The organism is Evansella cellulosilytica DSM 2522, assembly GCF_000177235.2.
GTDB lineage: Bacteria > Bacillota > Bacilli > Bacillales > Salisediminibacteriaceae > Evansella > Evansella cellulosilytica.
The window spans coordinates 3998418-4017640 of sequence record NC_014829.1 but is presented as its reverse complement, the minus strand read 5'-3'; the positions used below and the strand labels follow the sequence as shown (position 1 = coordinate 4017640).

The 19223-nt window shown below is 36.9% G+C and carries 18 protein-coding genes; 14 read left to right on the top strand and 4 right to left on the bottom strand.

Going from position 1 to position 19223, the window contains the following annotated elements:
* Nucleotides 1–486 precede the first annotated feature (486 nt).
* The 3 genes from BCELL_RS18445 to BCELL_RS18435 form a co-directional block, all read right to left on the bottom strand.
* On the bottom strand, nucleotides 487–1629 hold the full coding sequence (locus BCELL_RS18445) for a S1C family serine protease (RefSeq protein WP_013490298.1): 1143 nt from the start codon (nucleotides 1627–1629) through the stop codon (nucleotides 487–489).
* 14 nt (nucleotides 1630–1643) lie between these two features.
* Nucleotides 1644–3092, bottom strand: a complete 1449-nt coding sequence (locus tag BCELL_RS18440; RefSeq protein WP_013490297.1) for a zinc-ribbon domain-containing protein — start codon at nucleotides 3090–3092, stop codon at nucleotides 1644–1646.
* A gap of 160 nt (nucleotides 3093–3252) precedes the next feature.
* Nucleotides 3253–3540, bottom strand: coding sequence for a hypothetical protein (locus BCELL_RS18435; protein ID WP_041808406.1), 288 nt, complete (start codon nucleotides 3538–3540; stop codon nucleotides 3253–3255).
* A 366-nt stretch (nucleotides 3541–3906) separates the two neighbouring features.
* On the opposite strand from BCELL_RS18435, the gene BCELL_RS18430 reads away from it, so the two are divergent.
* From BCELL_RS18430 to BCELL_RS18405, 9 genes are all read left to right on the top strand, one after another.
* Nucleotides 3907–5019 carry a thioredoxin family protein gene (locus tag BCELL_RS18430; protein ID WP_013490296.1) on the top strand — a complete coding sequence of 371 codons (1113 nt, stop codon included), beginning with the start codon at nucleotides 3907–3909 and terminating at the stop codon, nucleotides 5017–5019.
* Between the two features lie 331 nt (nucleotides 5020–5350).
* A complete protein-coding gene (locus BCELL_RS22280) occupies nucleotides 5351–5503 on the top strand; it encodes a DUF2292 domain-containing protein (protein WP_013490295.1) in 153 nt (50 codons plus the stop codon).
* 79 nt (nucleotides 5504–5582) lie between these two features.
* Nucleotides 5583–6929 (top strand): YeiH family protein, encoded by a 1347-nt coding sequence (locus BCELL_RS18425; protein WP_013490294.1) that lies wholly within the window; start codon nucleotides 5583–5585, stop codon nucleotides 6927–6929.
* 17 nt (nucleotides 6930–6946) lie between these two features.
* Nucleotides 6947–7111 (top strand): hypothetical protein, encoded by a 165-nt coding sequence (locus BCELL_RS22695; RefSeq protein WP_013490293.1) that lies wholly within the window; start codon nucleotides 6947–6949, stop codon nucleotides 7109–7111.
* A 244-nt stretch (nucleotides 7112–7355) separates the two neighbouring features.
* Nucleotides 7356–8348 carry an HNH endonuclease gene (locus BCELL_RS21785; protein WP_013490292.1) on the top strand — a complete coding sequence of 331 codons (993 nt, stop codon included), beginning with the start codon at nucleotides 7356–7358 and terminating at the stop codon, nucleotides 8346–8348.
* Nucleotides 8338–8772, top strand: a complete 435-nt coding sequence (locus BCELL_RS18415; protein ID WP_013490291.1) for an SMI1/KNR4 family protein — start codon at nucleotides 8338–8340, stop codon at nucleotides 8770–8772. The genes BCELL_RS21785 and BCELL_RS18415 overlap by 11 nt, the downstream gene beginning before the upstream one ends.
* 249 nt (nucleotides 8773–9021) lie before the next feature.
* Nucleotides 9022–10188 carry a nucleotide sugar dehydrogenase gene (locus tag BCELL_RS18410; RefSeq protein WP_013490290.1) on the top strand — a complete coding sequence of 389 codons (1167 nt, stop codon included), beginning with the start codon at nucleotides 9022–9024 and terminating at the stop codon, nucleotides 10186–10188.
* A gap of 633 nt (nucleotides 10189–10821) precedes the next feature.
* Nucleotides 10822–10989 (top strand): aspartyl-phosphate phosphatase Spo0E family protein, encoded by a 168-nt coding sequence (locus BCELL_RS22275; RefSeq protein WP_013490289.1) that lies wholly within the window; start codon nucleotides 10822–10824, stop codon nucleotides 10987–10989.
* A gap of 150 nt (nucleotides 10990–11139) precedes the next feature.
* Nucleotides 11140–11724, top strand: a complete 585-nt coding sequence (locus BCELL_RS18405) for a hypothetical protein (RefSeq protein ID WP_013490288.1) — start codon at nucleotides 11140–11142, stop codon at nucleotides 11722–11724.
* Here BCELL_RS18405 and BCELL_RS22270 read toward each other — a convergent pair.
* Entirely contained in the window at nucleotides 11654–11908 is a 255-nt protein-coding gene (locus BCELL_RS22270; protein WP_013490287.1) for an aspartyl-phosphate phosphatase Spo0E family protein, read from the bottom strand. The two genes, BCELL_RS18405 and BCELL_RS22270, sit on opposite strands and share 71 nt — an antisense overlap.
* A 399-nt stretch (nucleotides 11909–12307) precedes the next feature.
* Between BCELL_RS22270 and BCELL_RS18400 the strand changes: the two genes are divergently transcribed.
* The 5 genes from BCELL_RS18400 to BCELL_RS18380 are packed head-to-tail and all read left to right on the top strand — an operon-like array spanning nucleotide 12308 to nucleotide 19221.
* Entirely contained in the window at nucleotides 12308–13729 is a 1422-nt protein-coding gene (locus tag BCELL_RS18400; protein WP_013490286.1) for a tetratricopeptide repeat protein, read from the top strand.
* A 22-nt stretch (nucleotides 13730–13751) separates the two neighbouring features.
* Nucleotides 13752–15233, top strand: coding sequence for an AAA family ATPase (locus BCELL_RS18395; RefSeq protein ID WP_013490285.1), 1482 nt, complete (start codon nucleotides 13752–13754; stop codon nucleotides 15231–15233).
* Between the two features lie 24 nt (nucleotides 15234–15257).
* Nucleotides 15258–16202 carry a nucleotide exchange factor GrpE gene (gene grpE, locus BCELL_RS18390; protein WP_013490284.1) on the top strand — a complete coding sequence of 315 codons (945 nt, stop codon included), beginning with the start codon at nucleotides 15258–15260 and terminating at the stop codon, nucleotides 16200–16202.
* Nucleotides 16203–16235: 33 nt separating this feature from the next.
* Complete coding sequence (locus BCELL_RS18385) at nucleotides 16236–17972, top strand: Hsp70 family protein (RefSeq protein WP_013490283.1); 1737 nt, start codon at nucleotides 16236–16238, stop codon at nucleotides 17970–17972.
* A gap of 10 nt (nucleotides 17973–17982) precedes the next feature.
* Nucleotides 17983–19221 (top strand): tol-pal system YbgF family protein, encoded by a 1239-nt coding sequence (locus BCELL_RS18380; protein WP_013490282.1) that lies wholly within the window; start codon nucleotides 17983–17985, stop codon nucleotides 19219–19221.
* The last annotated feature ends 2 nt before the right edge of the window (nucleotides 19222–19223 follow it).

The following is a 19223-nucleotide window of genomic DNA, read 5'->3' as shown; positions in this document are numbered from 1 at the left end:
ATAAAAACAATGGTACGAAGAACTTTCGCGCCATTGTTTTTATGCGAATAATTATACTGTGAATCTAGTTGCGAAAGATGTGAGTTTTAGCGTGTGAATTCGTTTGTGATTTGACAATTTGCACCTCACAAGTAAACCCGCTAGTTAACTACTCAAGGTTTTTTCTTTGAAAGATAAAGAAATTTGGTGGTGGAAATGATGCCGTACGCAGTAGCAAGAAGAGCACTCACTACTACTTTAAAGACATCTGGCATCATTTCTTCGAAGCTTCTAAGATAAGACTAACAACGCGCTTGTTCGTTTTTCTATGCGGTTGGCAAGTTTATTGTGAAAGTAATAAGGAGCCGCGCCATCTTACCTTCATTCATCATTTTACACCCTCAACGTCAAATAGCACCTCTTAATCGGCACTTCAACTAGCTAAAATGGCACTTATAAAAAAGAAATCAATAGATTTACCTCCAGTAGCAAATCTATTGATTCCATTTAGTTTATTCTTTCTTTCTGCTCAGTGAGTATTTTCAAGTGGTCATTTTCATAGCCAATTGTGTGAGTAACTTTATATTTTTCATAAGACGTTGTGTTATTACTATATTGTTCCTTCGTAATGATAGAAAATACTTGCAAAGGGTTTGTATTAGTGACAACAATGTCATCGATTGAAATCCAGTCTGTATGAATATATTCATTACGCAATGATTCGTAGCTCATATTAGTCTGCAAATTGCTTCCGAGTAAAGAATAGGCTGTAAGAAAATCTTGGTAAATTAAATTGTCGTAATAATATTCTACTAAGTACAAAGCGTAATCTTCATCAGTATAATAGTAGTCTGTTTCGTAGTAGCCATAGTCCGTTGTGTATGTGTCGAAGGTAGGTAAGGCAGTCATCGGACTTTGGGACCACCCTTGAATCATGCCGAGTACATCGATAATAGGAATGCTAAAACCGATAGACCCTTGGTCAGCAGCAGCAGAATTAATACCAATGACTTCTCCTGTTGCACTATATACAAGTGGCCCGCCGCTATTGCCCGGTGCGATAGGAGCAGAAATTTGATATAGTCCTTCATAGTAATAAGGTGGTAGATCGAGGTCACGGTCTAGCCCGCTAATGATTCCAGTTGTAACAGTATTATCTAAACCGAAAGGACTTCCTAAGGCAAGTACTTCTTCACCGATTTCTGCTTTCGTATTGCTAATAGGGAGTGGATCTGTGCCAGCTAAATCGTCAACTCGTACGAGAGCGATATCAATCGTATCACTAATACCAATAACAGTTCCGTAAAGTTGTCTGGAGTCGGCCGTTGTAACAGTAACATTATTCACTCCAGCAACGACGTGAGCATTAGTGACGATATCACCCATGTCATTATAAAGGAAGCCGGATCCAATGGACCCGTCTTCCGTTTCGATTTTTACTACTAGTTTTTGTGTATCATGAATAATTTCTGTTAACTCTCTTGTTTCCCCTTCAACAAACTGATCGCTCTCTTCGTCATCATAGGCGAGTATACTCGATGGCGCATCAAGTTGTTTTGGGACATGGTCGTATATAAAGTAGAAGCCATAAGCGCCTACCCCTAATATTAAAACTGTAAATATTAAGCTAATGATCCAATGTAATTTCATCGCCTTCACCTTCTTTAGTCAAGATTCCAAGTAATATAGTCAACTTCAACGCTGCCAATTTCATCATACCACGAGTAGTTAATGTACCAATCGTCAAAGTATCCGATGTCGCCTGGATATAAGTAATAAGGAAAAACAAATGTATAGCTCTCATCCATATAATAGCCATAATCATCATATACGGTGTAATAGATAGTAATATCATAGATTGGTACAGATGCATTATTTACAATTTCACCTTCTAAAAAGATGTCGCCCCAGCTATCAATATAGGAATCAAAGTAAGTGACTTGAACAGCTTCTGTTCTGTTGAATAAATCATCCTGTGCAGCGGCTTCTAAAGCAGCTGTAAGTCGTTCTTGCTCTGCTCTTTCAAATTCGGCTTGTTCAGATTCTATTTGACTACGTAATGAAAGGAGACTATCATTGTTACTCGCATATTCAAGGCCTTGGTTGACTAAAGAAAGCGCTTCTGAATATTGGTTGTTATTTAAAGAAGCTGTCGCCTGTTCCGTGCTAAGTTCAATAATTTTTGAGATAATTCGCTCTCGCACTTCCTCTGCTTCATCAGATGAAAGCGAGGAAATTGTATTTAATCGATCTGATAATGCATGGATTGTCGTTAGTTCATCTAACTCCAGCATGATTTTTCCTACAGCAATCGCAGATTGTAGAGATGGTATTTGATCTTTAAAATAGTCAAATAATATACCTTCTTCTCTATCTAGGGAACTTATAAAAGTTAGCAATAGCTCATCTGCTTCATCGTATGATTGCTCATCAATTAGCGTTGAGATTTCTACTAATCTATTAGAGAAATCATTTGCTTGATTTATTTCCTGTAAATTTTGTCTTAAAACAATATAATTAGGTCTTAAATCAATGGCCTTATTAATATCCTCTATAGCTGCAGTGAAATCTCCATCTAAAGCAGACTCTTCAGCCGATTCCTTCAGGTTTAACACTCTTTCATTTACGTTTGACTCATAAAAATAATATAAAATAAGTCCGCCTACAATAAGGAAAAAACTAAAGATAGGAACTAAGATTGATAGCCAAAATGAAAATGTTTTACGACTAGCTGGCTTAGATCGAGTCTTGCTTTCCTGTGGAATAGGTTCGGTTTCTTGAACGCTTTGTTGCTCGCTCGTACTAGCAACTTCGTTTTGCTGCTCTTCTGCCGGAACAACTTCTTTGCTTTGCGAATCTACAGTATCTTTTGAAGCATCTGTTGCTGCTGGAACACTTGAAAGTACTCCAGATGGTGTGTCATTTGGGGTGTCAGGTGTTTCATCCACGTTTTGAGATGAGGATGTTTCTCCTTCCTCCTTTAGTTCCACTTCATTGTTTTGTTCGCTCGTTTGATCATCCACTGGATGTTCGTCATGAGCTAACTTTGTACCACAATTTGCACAAAATTGAGAATCTTCGGGTAACTGTTCCCCGCAATTATGGCAGTACATTAACAACCCCTCCACATCTTCCTATGAAATTTTAAATGAATAATCACATTATACATTATTATTAAGAAAAAATGTTTCTTTTTTCCTATATATGTGACGTGGGAATGTCTGGTTTTGTCGAGTGTGAGTGAAAATCAGAACGAGCATGAAATGAACACGTCTATTTTGCTAAAATCGTATTCCATAGGTTGTTGTAAGCAAAAAATATAATGAGAAAAAATAATACACATTGTATTCCGATAATGCTAAAAAGTAGTCGTGATTCTTCGAACCTTTCAATCACGATATACGACATAATATATATGATTACTACCACGAGGGGAATAAGGAAAATCCAGAGATAAAATTGAAGTGTGTATCCAATATATGCCCAAGTATAGAACCAACTTAAGCCTATAATGAATAAGCTTACTAATGTATTAAAAAATTGAATTGCTTTTTTATTCATAAGAAATTCACCCCATTTAAGATGTATTTATTTTTCCCTATTTTTTTGAAACAAAACTAAAGAGACTCTTTGCAAAGGGGCAACGTGAGAGAAACAAGCTGGTGTTGAAGTGAGAGCTACTTTAGCATCGTATTTCGTTTTTTATGAATTATGCTTTATGCTCTCATTATTTTAGCAAATAATACCATTTTTACCTTGAGGCTTTTTTCATGTTTTACGAACAATTAGTACTAGTGATAAACGACTAAAGAGAGTGACGCAGACGTTACGTCCACAAAAAAATAATGAAATCGACAAAGAAAATCATTATACTTAGGATAAATGGTGGGTCGTTTTACCTACAGATGTATGGGGAGAGGCTAATAAATGATAAAGTATGGGTATTTTTTCGCTATATTGATAGTGCTTATTGGATGTGGGAGTTATGAACAAGAAATGCTTGCTGAGGAGGCGGTTGTTAAAGCGGAGGGGTTAGCGGAACAGTTAACGGAAACATTATTTATCAATGAAAACGTTGAACCGTTATCGTCGCTAGAAAATATTGATGAACAATTGAAAAATGAAACGAAATTAGCATATGAAGAAGCGATGGCATCGTTAGAAGAAATAAGAAATGAATCGAAACGTGAACCATACTTAGTGAGGTTAGAAAAAGTTTTGTTTGCGGTTGAAGAAGCTGAGAATTTTCAATTAGCAATTAATAAATATAATGAAGTTATTCAAAAATGGTTAGATTTTGAAAGCTTTGTCATGAAAAATCCATTAGATGCATCATTAAATGCTAAACTCGATGAAATGAATGAATTGTTTTCTTCTAAGCATTGGGAGGATTTCGATGATGAGATAAAGCTTGCATTCGTTAATCTTCTTCAATACGCGTCTACAGAAGAAGTCGAAACGATTTTAACGTTTCAACAGCAATTTGATGGACTAGAAGAATGGCTATTTTCAAATCCATCCATTGGCGAAGTGAATGATATGCATGATGAAATGACTGAACTAGTTGCACTTTTAGACAATCCGATCATAACTGAAGCATATGAGAAGTTTGAAAATGAAATGCTGTCTAGTTTTTATGATTGGAAAGAGTACGAGGCTGAGGTAAAGGCGTTTATGGATATAGTCAAGGAAGAGCAGATCATATCGTTGGACGCGGAAACAGAACCTCTATTGTGGGTGATACTTGAAAATAGTGAATACGTGTCACTGCTTTTTTATACGGATGGCTGTTTTGTTAATACGCAGTCCTCGCATTTTTCACTTAAGCAGCAAAGCGATTTAGCAAAAAAGTACCCTGAAATGATCTTTATCAATGTCCGTTTCCATGATCACCAAGAATTAGCTAAATTCTTTTCTATAACGGAAACCCCCTTTAAGATTATTTTTAAAGATGGCGATTCAAAGGTTGGTTTTTCTGGATTTATGGAGATGACAGAGGTAGAACAACTTTATCATGATGTGTACAACGATAAATATTAGTTGAAAAAAGAGAGGTGACTTAAAAGGTATATTTCTACCTATTAGTCGCCTTTTTTCATCCAACGCATCAATTCAAACGTGAGAAGCGATGAGTATGTAGACTATCTAACTTTTAATCCCGTATCAAATGACAACATAAGGTTAAATCACTTCATAATTCATACTTGACAAGTATGGATTATCGGAATAATATAAAAAGTAATTGTTAGAAAAATAGAAACAGTCCTCTAATGCAGTATCAATTCCGAGTTAACAAATGTGTTTTATAAACTTAAAATAGTGTTGTGTCATCATTACATATTAGGCATATCGTAAATAGGAGTGATTGAGTGTGGGGGAAAAGGAATTACAGTACTTAGAGGAAATAAAAAAACTCATTGAAAAAATTGATTTTGGTTCTATTACGATAACGCTCCACAACGGAGAAGTAACTCAAATTGATGCAACAGAGAAAAAACGTTTTGATGTGAAAAAGAAAAAGTAAGTCTAGCGGATAACCGAGGGCTTCTCATAATCACTAGTAGAAATAATAACGAATCGAAGAGGAGTACGGAGGGGAAAGAATGGCAGAAGAAAAAGATGTGAATTTATCAGAGGCGAAGCCGCCAGTAAAGAAACACCCGTTAAATACAGAAGATTGGTGGGCAGTTTGGCTAGGTTTTGGATTAATTAGTTTAATCATTTTCATTTCTTTTCCTGGAGCGACGCTGCCTAGTCGCTGGGGAACAGAAGGTAGCGAAAGTATTTTTAACGCGATTCCAGGAGAAAACTTGTTTGGAATTATATTAACAGGAGTCATTGCACTTATCGTATTTTTAATTGCAGTCAGCTTTTTAAAAGGGAAATTTCAAAAGCAGTTTTTAATAGGGTTTCCAATTCTATTTTTACTTACACTAGTCGCTTATGTTATCGGTCAGTATGCCCCTTTTCGACATTATGGCTTTAACGATGTCATCTGGGCACTTGTCATAGGTCTAGTTATTAGTAACGTTTTCAAAACACCAGCAATCTTAAAAAGTGTTTTAAAAACGGAGTTGTATATTAAAACAGGACTTGTATTATTAGGTGCTTCTATTTTATTCGATAGAATGCTAGCTTTAGGCATGCTCGGTATAGGCGTAGCCTGGGTTGTGACGCCAATTGTTATCATTGTCATGTATATATTCTCACAACGTGTTTTAAAAATGAACGACCAACGAGAGTTAGCAGTAACGATCTCTTCTGCAACGGCAGTGTGTGGTGTATCAGCGGCAATTGCATCTGGTACAGCAGCAAAAGCAAAAAAGGAAGAGATCACGCTAGCGATCTCTATAACACTGATTTTTACGATTCTCATGATGCTTGGTATGCCTGCACTCGTTTCACTATTGGGAATTGATCCGATAGTTGGTGGGGCATGGCTCGGGGGAACTATTGATGCAACAGGTGCTGTCGTTGCAGCTGGATCAATGCTAGGTGACAATGCAATGGAAGTAGCCTCCGTCATCAAGATGGTACAAAATATATTAATAGGTTTTGTAGCGGTAGCTATAGCGATCTTTTTCGTTTCACGTCAAAATGCAGCGAATGGGCAAGGCACGGAAAAAAAGAAAGTGAAGGCGAAGGAAATTTGGACGCGTATGCCTAAATTCATTATTGGATTTATTGCAGCATCTTTAATTTTCTCATTTTTACTACCACAACAAACAGTAGACGCATCAGGCTCAGTAGTTGATAGTTATCGCAATCTATTTTTCACACTTGCCTTTGTAAGTATTGGATTAGAATCCAATTTTAAAGAGTTAGCTAAAGGTGTCCGTGGTGGTAAACCAATCGTTTTATATATTGTAGGTCAATTACTCAATATCATTTTAACTTTAATTGCTGCATATGTGTTCTTTAGCGGCGTATTCTTCACTTTACCTTTCTAGGAGAGAGGAGCACTAGTTTGAAGAAAAAAATTATCTTTCTCGTTGCCATTTTGGGCATAATAAGTCTCGTCTTATTACTCCCTAATCCAGATACGAACGAACCAGGCGCTGGTGATATATGGTGGATGAACGTACCAGAAATTAATGAATCCTACTATAAAATAAATGGAAAAAATGATTAGCTCTAAAAGGGATACTCAAAAGGTTGATTTTACCTATTGAGTATCCCTTTTACTAGTCAATCGGACACTATTTTACTTATAAAACTGGACTTATATTTTATACAAATTATGGTAAAATTCATGTAACTCAGTGAAGTCATGCGCAACTTAGTTGAAATCATCCGAAACGCAGCAAATAATTCTTCACAACCTCGAAAAAATACTGCACAATGAAGTTAAAATCCCTTCATAAGGAGAACGAAAGATGAGTTTTCAAGACCGGGTTAAGAAGGAGACAAAAAAGCTTGGGGAAAAAGTAATTGATGGTGCGAAAAAACTCCATGAAAAGGATAGAGTCCTTAAGGAAACGACAGGAAAGGGCCTCGTACATACGACAGGAGAGAGTGTAGGTAATGCAGCTGGCTTCTTGTTAGGAAAGCCGTTAGAAAAGGTTGGTCAACGATTTCATAATAAGTTTTTCATGGAATTAGGTGAAGGCATTCATAAATCGTCCCGTTTCACAGGTGGTGTTGCCGGCCAACTTGGGCAAGGAGCATGGAAAACGACAGAGGGGTTGATTCGTTGGGACGGTTCAGTTGTATGGGAAGGATTTGGAGAAATAGGTCATGCAACAGGACGGACAGTTGTCGGTATTGGAAAAACGGCCATTTATACGCTCCAAAATAGTGCCCAAATTGTAAAGGGCTTATATAGCAAGGATTATGAACGAGTGAAAATCGGAGCAAGTGGTGTCGCTAAAGTGGTTATTATTGGTGGCATTGCTTTTACTGTTATTGATCTCGTGGATGGCGGCAATATTGCAATGGCGGAGGAAGGCACCTTTATTAACACACATAACAGTAGTCTCGCAGGGCAGCTTCATCCCGAAACCGGTGTCCCATTTGAAGCACAAGCGATTGCGCTAGAGGATGGGACAGAGGTAGTTGGCGTATTTCCAGTGTTCGACGCTGTTGCCGAAGTTGTACTGCCAGAGGAGCTGTATGGAAGCAGCGATTACTTGCATTTTTCCTATGCAAACGGAGAGCTTATCGATATGGTTAGTGAAAACGAGACGATTGCTGCACAATTTTCAATCGATCAATTAGAACAAATTTATGCTGGTGAAACACCAGATGGCTATACATGGCATCACCATGAGGACCTTGGAAAACTAGAGCTTGTTGATGAAGAAATTCACGCGAAAACAGGACATAGTGGCGGCCGGTCTGTGTGGGGAGGGGGAACCGATGGAAGGTAATACGAAGCTAGAGTGGCGTTTTGTAAAAAATCCTGCTACGGAAAAAAGCTTAAATAATTTAGAAAATGAATTCGACATTCTTTTACCGAGTACGTATCGTATATTAATGAAGCTTTATAATGGAGGACGTCCAAAACCAAATAAGTATTATATACAACAGGAAGAGCGTGTAGTGAAATCATTTTTGAATGTCTACCCGGTAAAAGGCGGTGTGAAGGATGTTGTTAGCTGGTTAGAACTACCACAAAAAGTCATTCCGTTTGCGAATGATCCGTTCGGTAATTACCTATGCTTTGATTATCGTAACATTTCCTATATGGAGCCAACTATAGTATTGTGGGAGCATGAAAAGAATCGATTAGTCATTGTTGAGCAATCATTTGAAGCTTTTTTAAGAATGCTAAAAAAGGGAGTTAACAATTAGATGAAACACCCTGGCGGAGTACCTCATCTCTGTGGTAACAGTTCGGAAGCTTATTCCTAAATTCGCCAATGTGATAAAAATGTTACATCTATAAATAACTTACCTAAAACAAGACAATTTATTTTATAATATTCTTCGGTTAGAAAAATAGACTGTCAGCTATATAGAATGAATTTTATGCTATAATTTGGATATTACTCGTGTAAAATAAAGAAGAATGTAGAAAAAGAAATGAGGTTGTATTTTACAATGAAAATAGCAGTTGCGGGAACAGGGTATGTTGGATTATCGAATGCAGTGTTATTGGCACAACATAATGAAGTAGTTGCAGTTGATATAGTGGAAGAGAAAGTCGATATGGTAAACCGTAAGCAATCACCGATCGCAGATAAGGAAATTGAAGAATTTTTAGCGACGAAGGAATTAAATCTTGTTGCTACTACTGATAAATATAAAGCATATGAGAATGCGGACTTCGTTATCATTGCGACCCCAACAGACTATGATCCAGAAACGAATTATTTCAATACAAAGTCTGTGGAGAGTGTTATAGAGACAGTATTAGAAGTAAACCCTAATACGGTAATGGTGATCAAGTCTACGATTCCGGTCGGTTATACGAAAGATGTAAAAGAAAAGTATAATACAGACAATATTATGTTTTCACCAGAATTTTTACGTGAAGGCAAAGCATTGTATGACAACTTATATCCGTCAAGAATTATAGTAGGTGAACAATCAGATCGTGCAAAAACATTCGCCAACCTATTATTACAAGGTGCGATTAAAAAAGATGTACGCATGTTATTTACTGATTCTACAGAAGCTGAAGCAGTGAAGCTATTTTCTAATACTTATCTAGCTCTTCGAGTAGCTTATTTTAATGAACTTGATACTTACGCGGAAATGAAGGGTCTAAATGCAAAGCAAATTATTGAAGGTGTTGGATTAGATCCACGTATTGGAGATCATTACAATAACCCTTCCTTCGGTTATGGTGGTTATTGTCTTCCTAAAGATACGAAGCAATTAAGAGCGAATTATGAAGGCATTCCAAATAACATTATTAATGGTATTGTTGATGCAAACAGTACAAGAATGGATCATATTGCCGCACAGATCATTGCTAGTAATCCGAAAGTAGTAGGTATTTACCGTTTGACAATGAAAACAGGGTCAGACAATTTTAGAGCATCCGCAATTCAAGGTATTATGGAGAGACTCAAAGCTAAAAATATCGAGCTAGTCATATATGAGCCTGGTCTTCACGAAGAGACTTTCAATGATTATAAAGTAATCAAAAGTTTAGAAGAATTTAAACAAGTTTCTGATATTATCGTATCAAACCGCCTGGACGCAGAAATAGCTGATGTGAAGGAAAAGGTGTATACGAGGGATTTATATCAAAGGGATTAAATAGGAAACTCCTAATGGATTCATGACATTGATGGATCATTAGGAGTTTTTATGAATAAAAAAGCATATATAGCGTGTGGCAAATAACGGAGAATAATTGTCAATACATGCTGGCAAACGGTGGTGAATTAATTAAGGAAAATATTTAGAAAATAAAAACTTTAATTCATATTGTTTTTCCCCTATAGGATTAATGTCAGTCTCCTTTTTTCATTAAAGTCATTAGCCTACTAAGGTCATTATGTGTATTAATCTATGTTTTCATCATTTTTAATACATTTAAAAAGTATATTACATAATACAAAAATTGCATAATCACACAGAGGTCTAAATAGATGATGACGGTGTAAAAATACTATTTCTATATATTGTTTCTCATTTGTTTGGAAAATATAATATTGTTTTGCTATGAGGTGTGCTGTAGTATAAATTAACATGTATTATTACGTAAAGAACAAACGCTTATAAAACAATATGGTGTACTGGGAAAAATGATAGAAACTGCTGGGAGATAAAATAACGGTAACTTCTTAGGGAGATTAGCCCTTTCTTTAAAGTCTTATTAATGTTACTCATAACAATAAATATTTGGTCATATTAGATAAAATAATTGTGATAAGAAGAGGAAGGAATATGGCAGAGAGTAGAGAAAGTCTTAAAACTAAAATTGAAGATAAGAGAAAAGAAATGATAGAAAATGGGAATGAATACGGTTTGAATCATAGAAAAACAGTAACGAATAGTATAGAGCTAGATAGCTTAATTGCTAAGTTTTTAAAGCAGTATGGCGAAAAAAAATAATAGAGTTTCTTCTCCTTTAGTGATATGTTGGAAATATTACAATCTATTGCCTTTGCTTGTGTTCAAGGTACATCGTAATAAATAGAGGGTGTTTATCGTTCTCTTAAAGGTACGAATTAGGCAATATGATAAACAGCGAGGAGGAAACATATGGAATACTACGTAGCAAACATATTAAGAATCATCGGTATTGCTGAAATGATCATTGGTGTATTGGTTTCAATCTTTATTGGTTTTCAAGGAATCACATTTTCATTTTTTATCATGTTAGTTATATCGAGTGTAACGATCGGCTTACTGTTAATCGGTGTTGCTTACATCATAGAATTTCTTTCGATGATCGTTGACCAAACAAATACAACAAACATCGTTAACAATAAAATTTTGAAAGAATTAGAGAAGATAAATGCCCAAGAAAATCAAGGACAGGTTCGTGATCATGTTTGGAAAGGTGCTCAGCATTCCAATAGAAGCATGGTTGAAAGTGAAAACAGAAATGAAACAAATCTCACTACAGAAATAGTAAATTTGAGCGACATCCAATTAGATGAGACAAAAGAAGTGCCTTTTAAGTTAGTAGTAAATATACTAAGCTACTATAAAGCTAAGTACGGGGCAAAGCCGGAATCAGTAAAAGCTACTAACGTAAGAAATTATTATATTGTTACTTTCCATGCAGACGATAAAAGAATCGTAAAACTAGATGGAAATGGCGTTGAGGAAATAGAGGGATAAGTGCACTTTTACTTTTGTTATTTACTGTGTTATGCATTTCTAAATTTGCATAGTAGTTTAAATACACATCTAGTTGTTGGCTATATTTAATCGTTTCAGGATGGTTAAGCCCTTTCGCATTTCCTATGAAGATCATTTTAGATTTTAAAACATTTATTTGCGTATGTAACTCATCTCTCGTCATGCTTATCCTTTCCTTTCATGATCAATATATGGACAACACTATTTTAATTTATATATCTGTAAAGTGTAAATAATTGCTAGGCATACTTCAAATAATGTTCATAACTTTTATAGAAGAAGGTAGTCGGAATTGGGGCGAGAACGCCACAATTAAACGACCGCCTTCTTTTTTTTGAGGTGGTATTATCAGGAGGTGGCTTTCATCTCTCGTTAGAACGAGCGTGCCCTCGTGAAAGGGAGAAAAAACCATCAGCGTCGATTTCGCTCTACTTATACACAATCAAAAGATAGCAAATAACTTTGGAAACTGATGGAATAGTTAAAAAAAGTAATATCTTCCTAGTTAAAAAGTATTATAATACTACATAATAAGACGTTTTTTGCAGAGGTGACAGCGTACATGTTTGGGGATGCATATGAAGTATTAGGAATATCGAATGATGCTATAGAATTAGAGATTAAACGCGCATATAACCGGAAAATCAAGGAATTTTCAAACGAAAAACACCCTGAACAGTTTAAAAATATACGTAGAGCATACGAAATATTAATTAATGAAGCATCACGACAAAAGTATGATACGATGAGGACTTTTGGTCCAGAAATTAATAGATTAGAAGCGGACGCTGAGCATGCATTAAGTAAAAAGGATCTACATTCTGCAACATTAGCTTATAAGAAAATATTGATGATTGAACCTTCCTTACATATTTATCGAAACGAGCTTGCGTTAACGCTCGTGCAGCAAGGAGACTTAGAGAAGGGGCTCATTCAATTTGAAAAGTTAGTCACAAAGTATCCGGAAAACGCATCGTACCGTTGTAATTATGCACACTGCTTACAAAAACTCGGGAAAACAAATGAGGCAGTCGATAGCTTTAAGACTGCGCACCATCTTGATCCGAATGATGTCAACATTGTGTTTTCGCTAGTAGAATTGTATATCGATAATCATGACTACGAGAAAGCAAGATTCACCATTGAAAGTGCTCTTGAAGAAAAGGAAAATGAAGGCTTCCATCGTTTTTACTATTTGTTTAAGCTCATTCATGTTGATATTTTTGAACGGAATACAGAGCAGCTTGAAAGATCCCTTGCTAGAGTAGAGACGTTAATATCAGCACATATAGAGGAGTCTGCTTATGTCGCGAATGAATTTGCAAGACTTGCCTTCCAGCTTTATGAAGTAAAGCTTTATGATTGGGCGAAGCGATTAACAGAAAGGGCCATTGAATTAGATCCAGAGAATGAATATATTCAAGCACTGCACGAAAGTAATGAAGAAAATAACGTGAAGTCCAAGGAATTTCAATACTTGATGGACGACGAAAGAATACTGAAGCCAGTAAAGCATCCATTTTTTCTAGCGTTTCATAAGGATGAGATGAGTGATGAGGAATTTGAACAATCGCTATCGATCATGTATGAAAATGTGGAGTACATCGCGAAGTTTGATCCACATGAAACGATTAAATCCTTAAAAAGAGTGTTAATAAAATACCCTCACTTATACGAGAGCCGCCAAGAATTTTTAGAAAAAATACAAGGTTTGGCAAATCGGTCGTTAGAAGAGCAATCACAATACGAACAGTTAAAGCACGATCATCAAGTGATAAACGCATTGAAACGATTAATTGCACTATATTTATCGGATGTTAGTGAAGAGGAAAGAAAGCATTACTTCGACGATATTATCGATGAATTAACCTATGAAAGAACACGGGCAGTGTACCAATCGGTAACGAGGATACAATCAAGCTACCCATTACTATATAGATTGAATGAAAGCTTTTTTGATGAGCTAAAGAGGAACGCGAGATAGATGCGACATAGGAGGAAGCAAGGTGGAGCAACGATTAAAGCTCATATATGAGTCGTTTTATGATTTAGAGAAGGAATTAAAGCTAGCAATACATGACAATGATGTTGAATCTATCCGTTATCAATTGTTTCGTTCTACAAGACTCCTTGCTAGAACGAATAGTTTAATAGAACAAGCAGTTGAAAAGAAAGAGTTTGCACATGTAGCTGATTACTTATCTTGCGTGAACACCATGAAGGAAACGATTAGCGCTTGCTATGAATCGTTAGCACATATGTATCAAAAGCAAGGGGTAGACGACTTTGCCGAACGAGAATGGTTTGCAAGTATTGTAGAGTCTGAAGCAAAGCCAGAGCGCTTTATACAGTACGCTCATGCATCGTTACGTGTTCACCACCTTTTTGTTAACAAGGAAATAAAAGAAAATATGGAAAGAGTATCGCAAGGGAACGTGAGAGAAATCATGCACTGTATTAAACGGGTGCGCTTAACGATCAATGCGATTACGAGTAAGCACGGATTTATGGAGGACGCCAATTATATTGTTGCCTGGGTCGATGAGTTGGAGAAAGCGATAAATGAGCGAGAAGACTTAAAGGATGCTCTAGAGAAAACGAATGAGATTGCATCTTTAGAAAAAGCGATGGCCCAATTAGATGAGTTAATTGGATTGACTGATATGAAACGGAAGATAAAGGATATAACGAACTGGGTTACCTTTAATGAGCTACGCAAAGAGCAAGGGTTTAAAAAAGAAGAGATTAGTCTCCACATGATTTTTTCCGGGAATCCTGGAACAGGAAAAACGACCGTGGCCCGTATCGTCGCAAACATATTGCAAGCGGTAGGTGTTTTAAGTAAAGGGCATTTAGTAGAGGTTGGACGATCTGATTTAGTTGCGGAATACATCGGGCAAACAGCAGTAAAGACGATGAATAGAATAAACGAAGCAAAAGGTGGCGTTTTATTCATTGATGAAGCCTACTCCCTCGTGCGTGGACAATCAGGTGGCGATTTTGGGATGGAGGCTATCGATACACTCGTGAAGGCGATGGAGGATGAACGGAAAAATTTAGTCGTCATTCTTGCTGGCTATCCAGAGGAAATGAAGGGCTTTATCCGGGCAAACCCAGGGCTGCAATCCAGATTTAAAAATCAAATCGATTTTGAGGATTATAGTCTTGATGAGCTAGTAGACATCACGAAGCTACTTTTAAAGCAACGCGATTATAAGATGACAGATCGAGCATTAGAAAAATTTCGTGCGATCCTCTCATCTTCTATGACGAAAAACCCTGATACACATGGGAATGGTAGGCTCGTAAGAAATTTAATAGAAGATGCAATTATGTGTAAAGCATCCATCATTATTGCAAGAAAAGATAATGGGGTAGAATTAGGGGAGCTTGATTTGCTAGATGAAGAGGTCATTGGATTGTTAAAAGAAAATATGAACATACCACAGGAGATTCGTCAAAATTTAATCAGGACATTTACGTTATAAAGCGGTTTTATTGGAGGTCATGAAGTGGAGTATGACGATAAGAAGCATAAAAATTCACTTTTTTTCTCATTTTTACAAGGCAAGAAAACGGATGTAGAGGAGAAAACAGTAAAATCGTCCTCCTTTACCCGGTCAAATAAATGGGTAGATGCAGTAGTTGGGGTAAAGCAGTATCAAGAATTTACAGCGTTATTATCACAGCTCATTGTTATTGATTTGTATATAGAGACAACCAATTATGTAAAGCAAATCAACAAGATTTTTCTAGAAAACGGTTATGCTTCATGGGCAGAAGAAGGTAGGAAAACAGAAGAGAAGCTACTGAACATGAGTAGTCATTTCAAAGAGGGTGAGGTTTTAATGATGGATGCATCTTTAAAAGCGCATTTAATTGATCAATTAGTACAAACGAAACCATTAGAAAGCTTTTACGTAACAGAAGAGAAGCTAGTTGAAACGAGCGGTGACGTTCATGAGCTACTCAGTGCAGTAAAAGACGATGTTAAAAAAGGAAATCGCGCTTCCTTTAAGCTTTTTCAGCAGCTTGAGGAAAAATTTGAGCAATTCACAGCTCAAATGCAGCAGGATCAACACGATCAAATGGAGGAAGCGGTGCAATCTGTTAAAAAGGACTACGATAAGCTGCAACAGCTTTTGTTAGAAATGTTTGACCAAGTAGATGTGATTTATCAAGCTTGCACAAAGCTAAATGATGAAGTCATGTGTAATGAGGTTGCGAAGGTGATCAATAAGGGACTTCTATTACTAGAAGAGCATGGCATTGAGGAAATTAAAGTGGAAGGCGAACTTATTGATGGGAAAACGATGATCAGCTTAGGAAATGTTCCTCGTGAAAAATACGCGCCGCATTTAGAAAAGTATGAAGTATATTCTGTACAGCAGCGTGGGTTTAGACGAAAAGATACGAAAGAAATTATTAGAAAAGCAACGGTCATTACAGTAGATTAATAGAATTTTTTACTATGTGAGGAGAATGTAAACATGACAGTAGTAGGTATAGACTTAGGGACAACAAACTCAGCAATTGCATATTTAAAGGATGGTAAGCCAGCGATTATAGAAAATGTAAATGGCCATAGAACGACACCTTCTGTTTTTCAAATTAACCAAAATGGAGAAATTGTTATTGGTCAAGAAGCAAAGGATACGTATGCTACGTTAACGGACCAAACGGTAATGGAAGTAAAACGATTAATGGGTACGGATAAAAAGGTGACGGTGGCTGGTAAAGAATATCGTCCAGAGGAAATCTCCGCGTACATTTTAAAATATTTGAAGTCAGCGGCGGAGGACAAGCTTGGAAAGCCCGTGACAGAAGCTGTCGTTACTGTTCCAGCTTACTTTTCTGATTCACAGCGAAAAGCGACACAAAAGGCGGGGGAGATCGCTGGTCTAAAGGTAGAAAGAATCATTAACGAGCCAACGGCAGCAGCGCTAGCGTTCGGAATTGAAAATATGGATAAAGACCAACATATTCTCGTTTACGACTTAGGTGGTGGTACGTTTGACGTATCCGTTGTGGAAATGTTCGAAGGTGTTATTGAAGTAAAAGCAAGTGCAGGGAATAATCACCTTGGTGGAATGGACTTTGACAACGCGATCGTTGACTGGGTGGCTGAAAAATTCGAGCAGGAAAATGGGTACAGTATTTTTATTAACGCAGAGGAGTCAGAGCAGCTATCAAGAACCGCAAAGCTGAAGGATGTAGCAGAGAAGGCGAAAAAAATCTTGTCTTCCCAAATGTCTACAAGAATTCAAATTCCTTTCTTAGGTATTCACAATAATGCACCAATTGGTGTTGACTATGAAATTACACGTGCAGACTTTGAGAAAATTATAAAAGAGAAGGCACAATCTACACTTGTTGAAGTGGATAAAGCACTAGCTGATGCGAAATTATCTCAAAATGATATTCAAGAAATTTTACTCGTCGGTGGCTCAACAAGAATACCACTCATTCAAGAACTAGTAGAGAAAAAGTTTAATAGAACTCTTCGTAAAGATGTAAACCCAGACGAAGCCATTGCATTAGGTGCTTCTGTTCAAGGGGCTATAAAGAGTGGGGAAATTGAAGCGAAGGATGGGCTCATGGTCATTGACGTTTGTCCATACACACTAGGAACGGAAATCGTAAAGGATGTTGGTGGACAAGTCGTTCCTGGTTACTTTGATCCAATTATCCCACGTAATAGTACGATTCCAATTAGCGAAACGAAGCGCTATTACACCGCTTACGATAATCAAGATGTCGTTGTTGTTAATGTGTATCAAGGTGAAGATCAGTACGTGAAAAATAACATCTTTTTATCTGATGACATCGTTCTAGAAAACATTCCGAAGCGTCAAGCAAGAATGGAAGCAATCGACGTGACATTCACTTATGATATTAACGGGATGCTTCAAGTTGAGGCAAAGGTATTAAGTACAGGCCTCGTTAAAAAAGAAGCGATTCAATCACAAGCAGGAGTAATGTCTGACGTAGAGACAGCGGCGTCTGTAGAAAGAGTAAACGAAGAATGGGATCAATCAGCATTATATCAAGAGGTCAAAAACGTCATGTATCGTGCTGAGAAAATGCTTGATGAAGTAGATCCAGCAAATAAAGTGAAAATTGAGCAGCTATTGCAACAATTAAAGACAGCTTTAACAAACGATGATACAGCTGGGGTTAAGCGTTACGAAGAAGAATTAACAGATTTATTAATCGAATTAGTATAGTAGGTGTCATATGGATTATCTATCAAAATATAACGATGCTATATCCCTTATTCACAACGAACAGTACGGAAAAGCAGAAGTACTTTTGTACAGCATACTTGAAGCCGATCCACACCATTCATTCACGAATTGGACATTGGGACTTTTAGAGGCTGCTACAGGAAAGCCTTACGCTGCTCTGAAACGTTGGCAACACGTAAGCCCGAGCGATGTTCCGTATATTGAAGAGGAAATAGAAAAGCTTACGCAGTCTTTGCCAACATATGAAACGCTATTCGCAAAGAATAATGAAGCGTTAAAGAAAGCAGCAAATAAAGACTTTATCGAAGCTAAAAGGTTATTTGTAGATATTTTATTGGAGGGGGAGGCACTTCCTCTTCCAATGGAAATATACAAAAGCTACTTTTTAACATTACTTATTAACGAGGAAACGGCTGTTTTTCACGATGAATATGATAAAGCACCTAGCTATGTAAAGGATGCAGCTGAGATTACTGATATTTATTGGAAAATAAAAAATGATGAAGATGTAGGTGACAAGCTCGTAAAATATCAATCGAAAAATAAATGGATGCTCGTAAGTGCTAGTACAGTAGCAGCAGCTTCTATCGCTTTTACGGTTTTGCTGTTTACAACGGATTTATTTGAACGAGAATCAACACCAGCTTCTGCTTCTCCTACAGTAGAAGTAGTGGAAACAATTATTGAGGATACGGAAAAAATTGAGACGCTTGAACAACAACTAACGCAATTAAGTGAAGATATTGAGATGAGCGCACATTTACACGATGCAGAAGTGCAGCGTAACGAACAATTACTTTCATTGATTGATGCAGCCGGACTATCCGAAGCTGAAATGAAAATAAATGCTGCCGAGTCACTATTTCGTATCGGATATTCAGCGTATCAGGCTGGAAATGACGTCGAAGCAATCGAAAGCTTAGGAGAAAGTGTTCAATATAGTCAACAGCACTACGTTTCAGATGATGCTCACTTTTTCCTTATCCAAGCACTGTTAAGGGAAGAGGAGACAACGAGGGCTGAACAAGAGATGGACTCATTTTTAACTGCTGCGGATGAGTATTATATAAATTCTCCATATATCGATGATGTCTTACTCTTAAGAGCTCAGCGATATATACTGAACGATGAAATGGAAGAGGCATTCCCTTTACTAACAATGATTCAAGAACAGTATGCTGAGGAATGGACAGCTCATGAGGCTGAAAGGTTATTGAAAAATCAATAGGG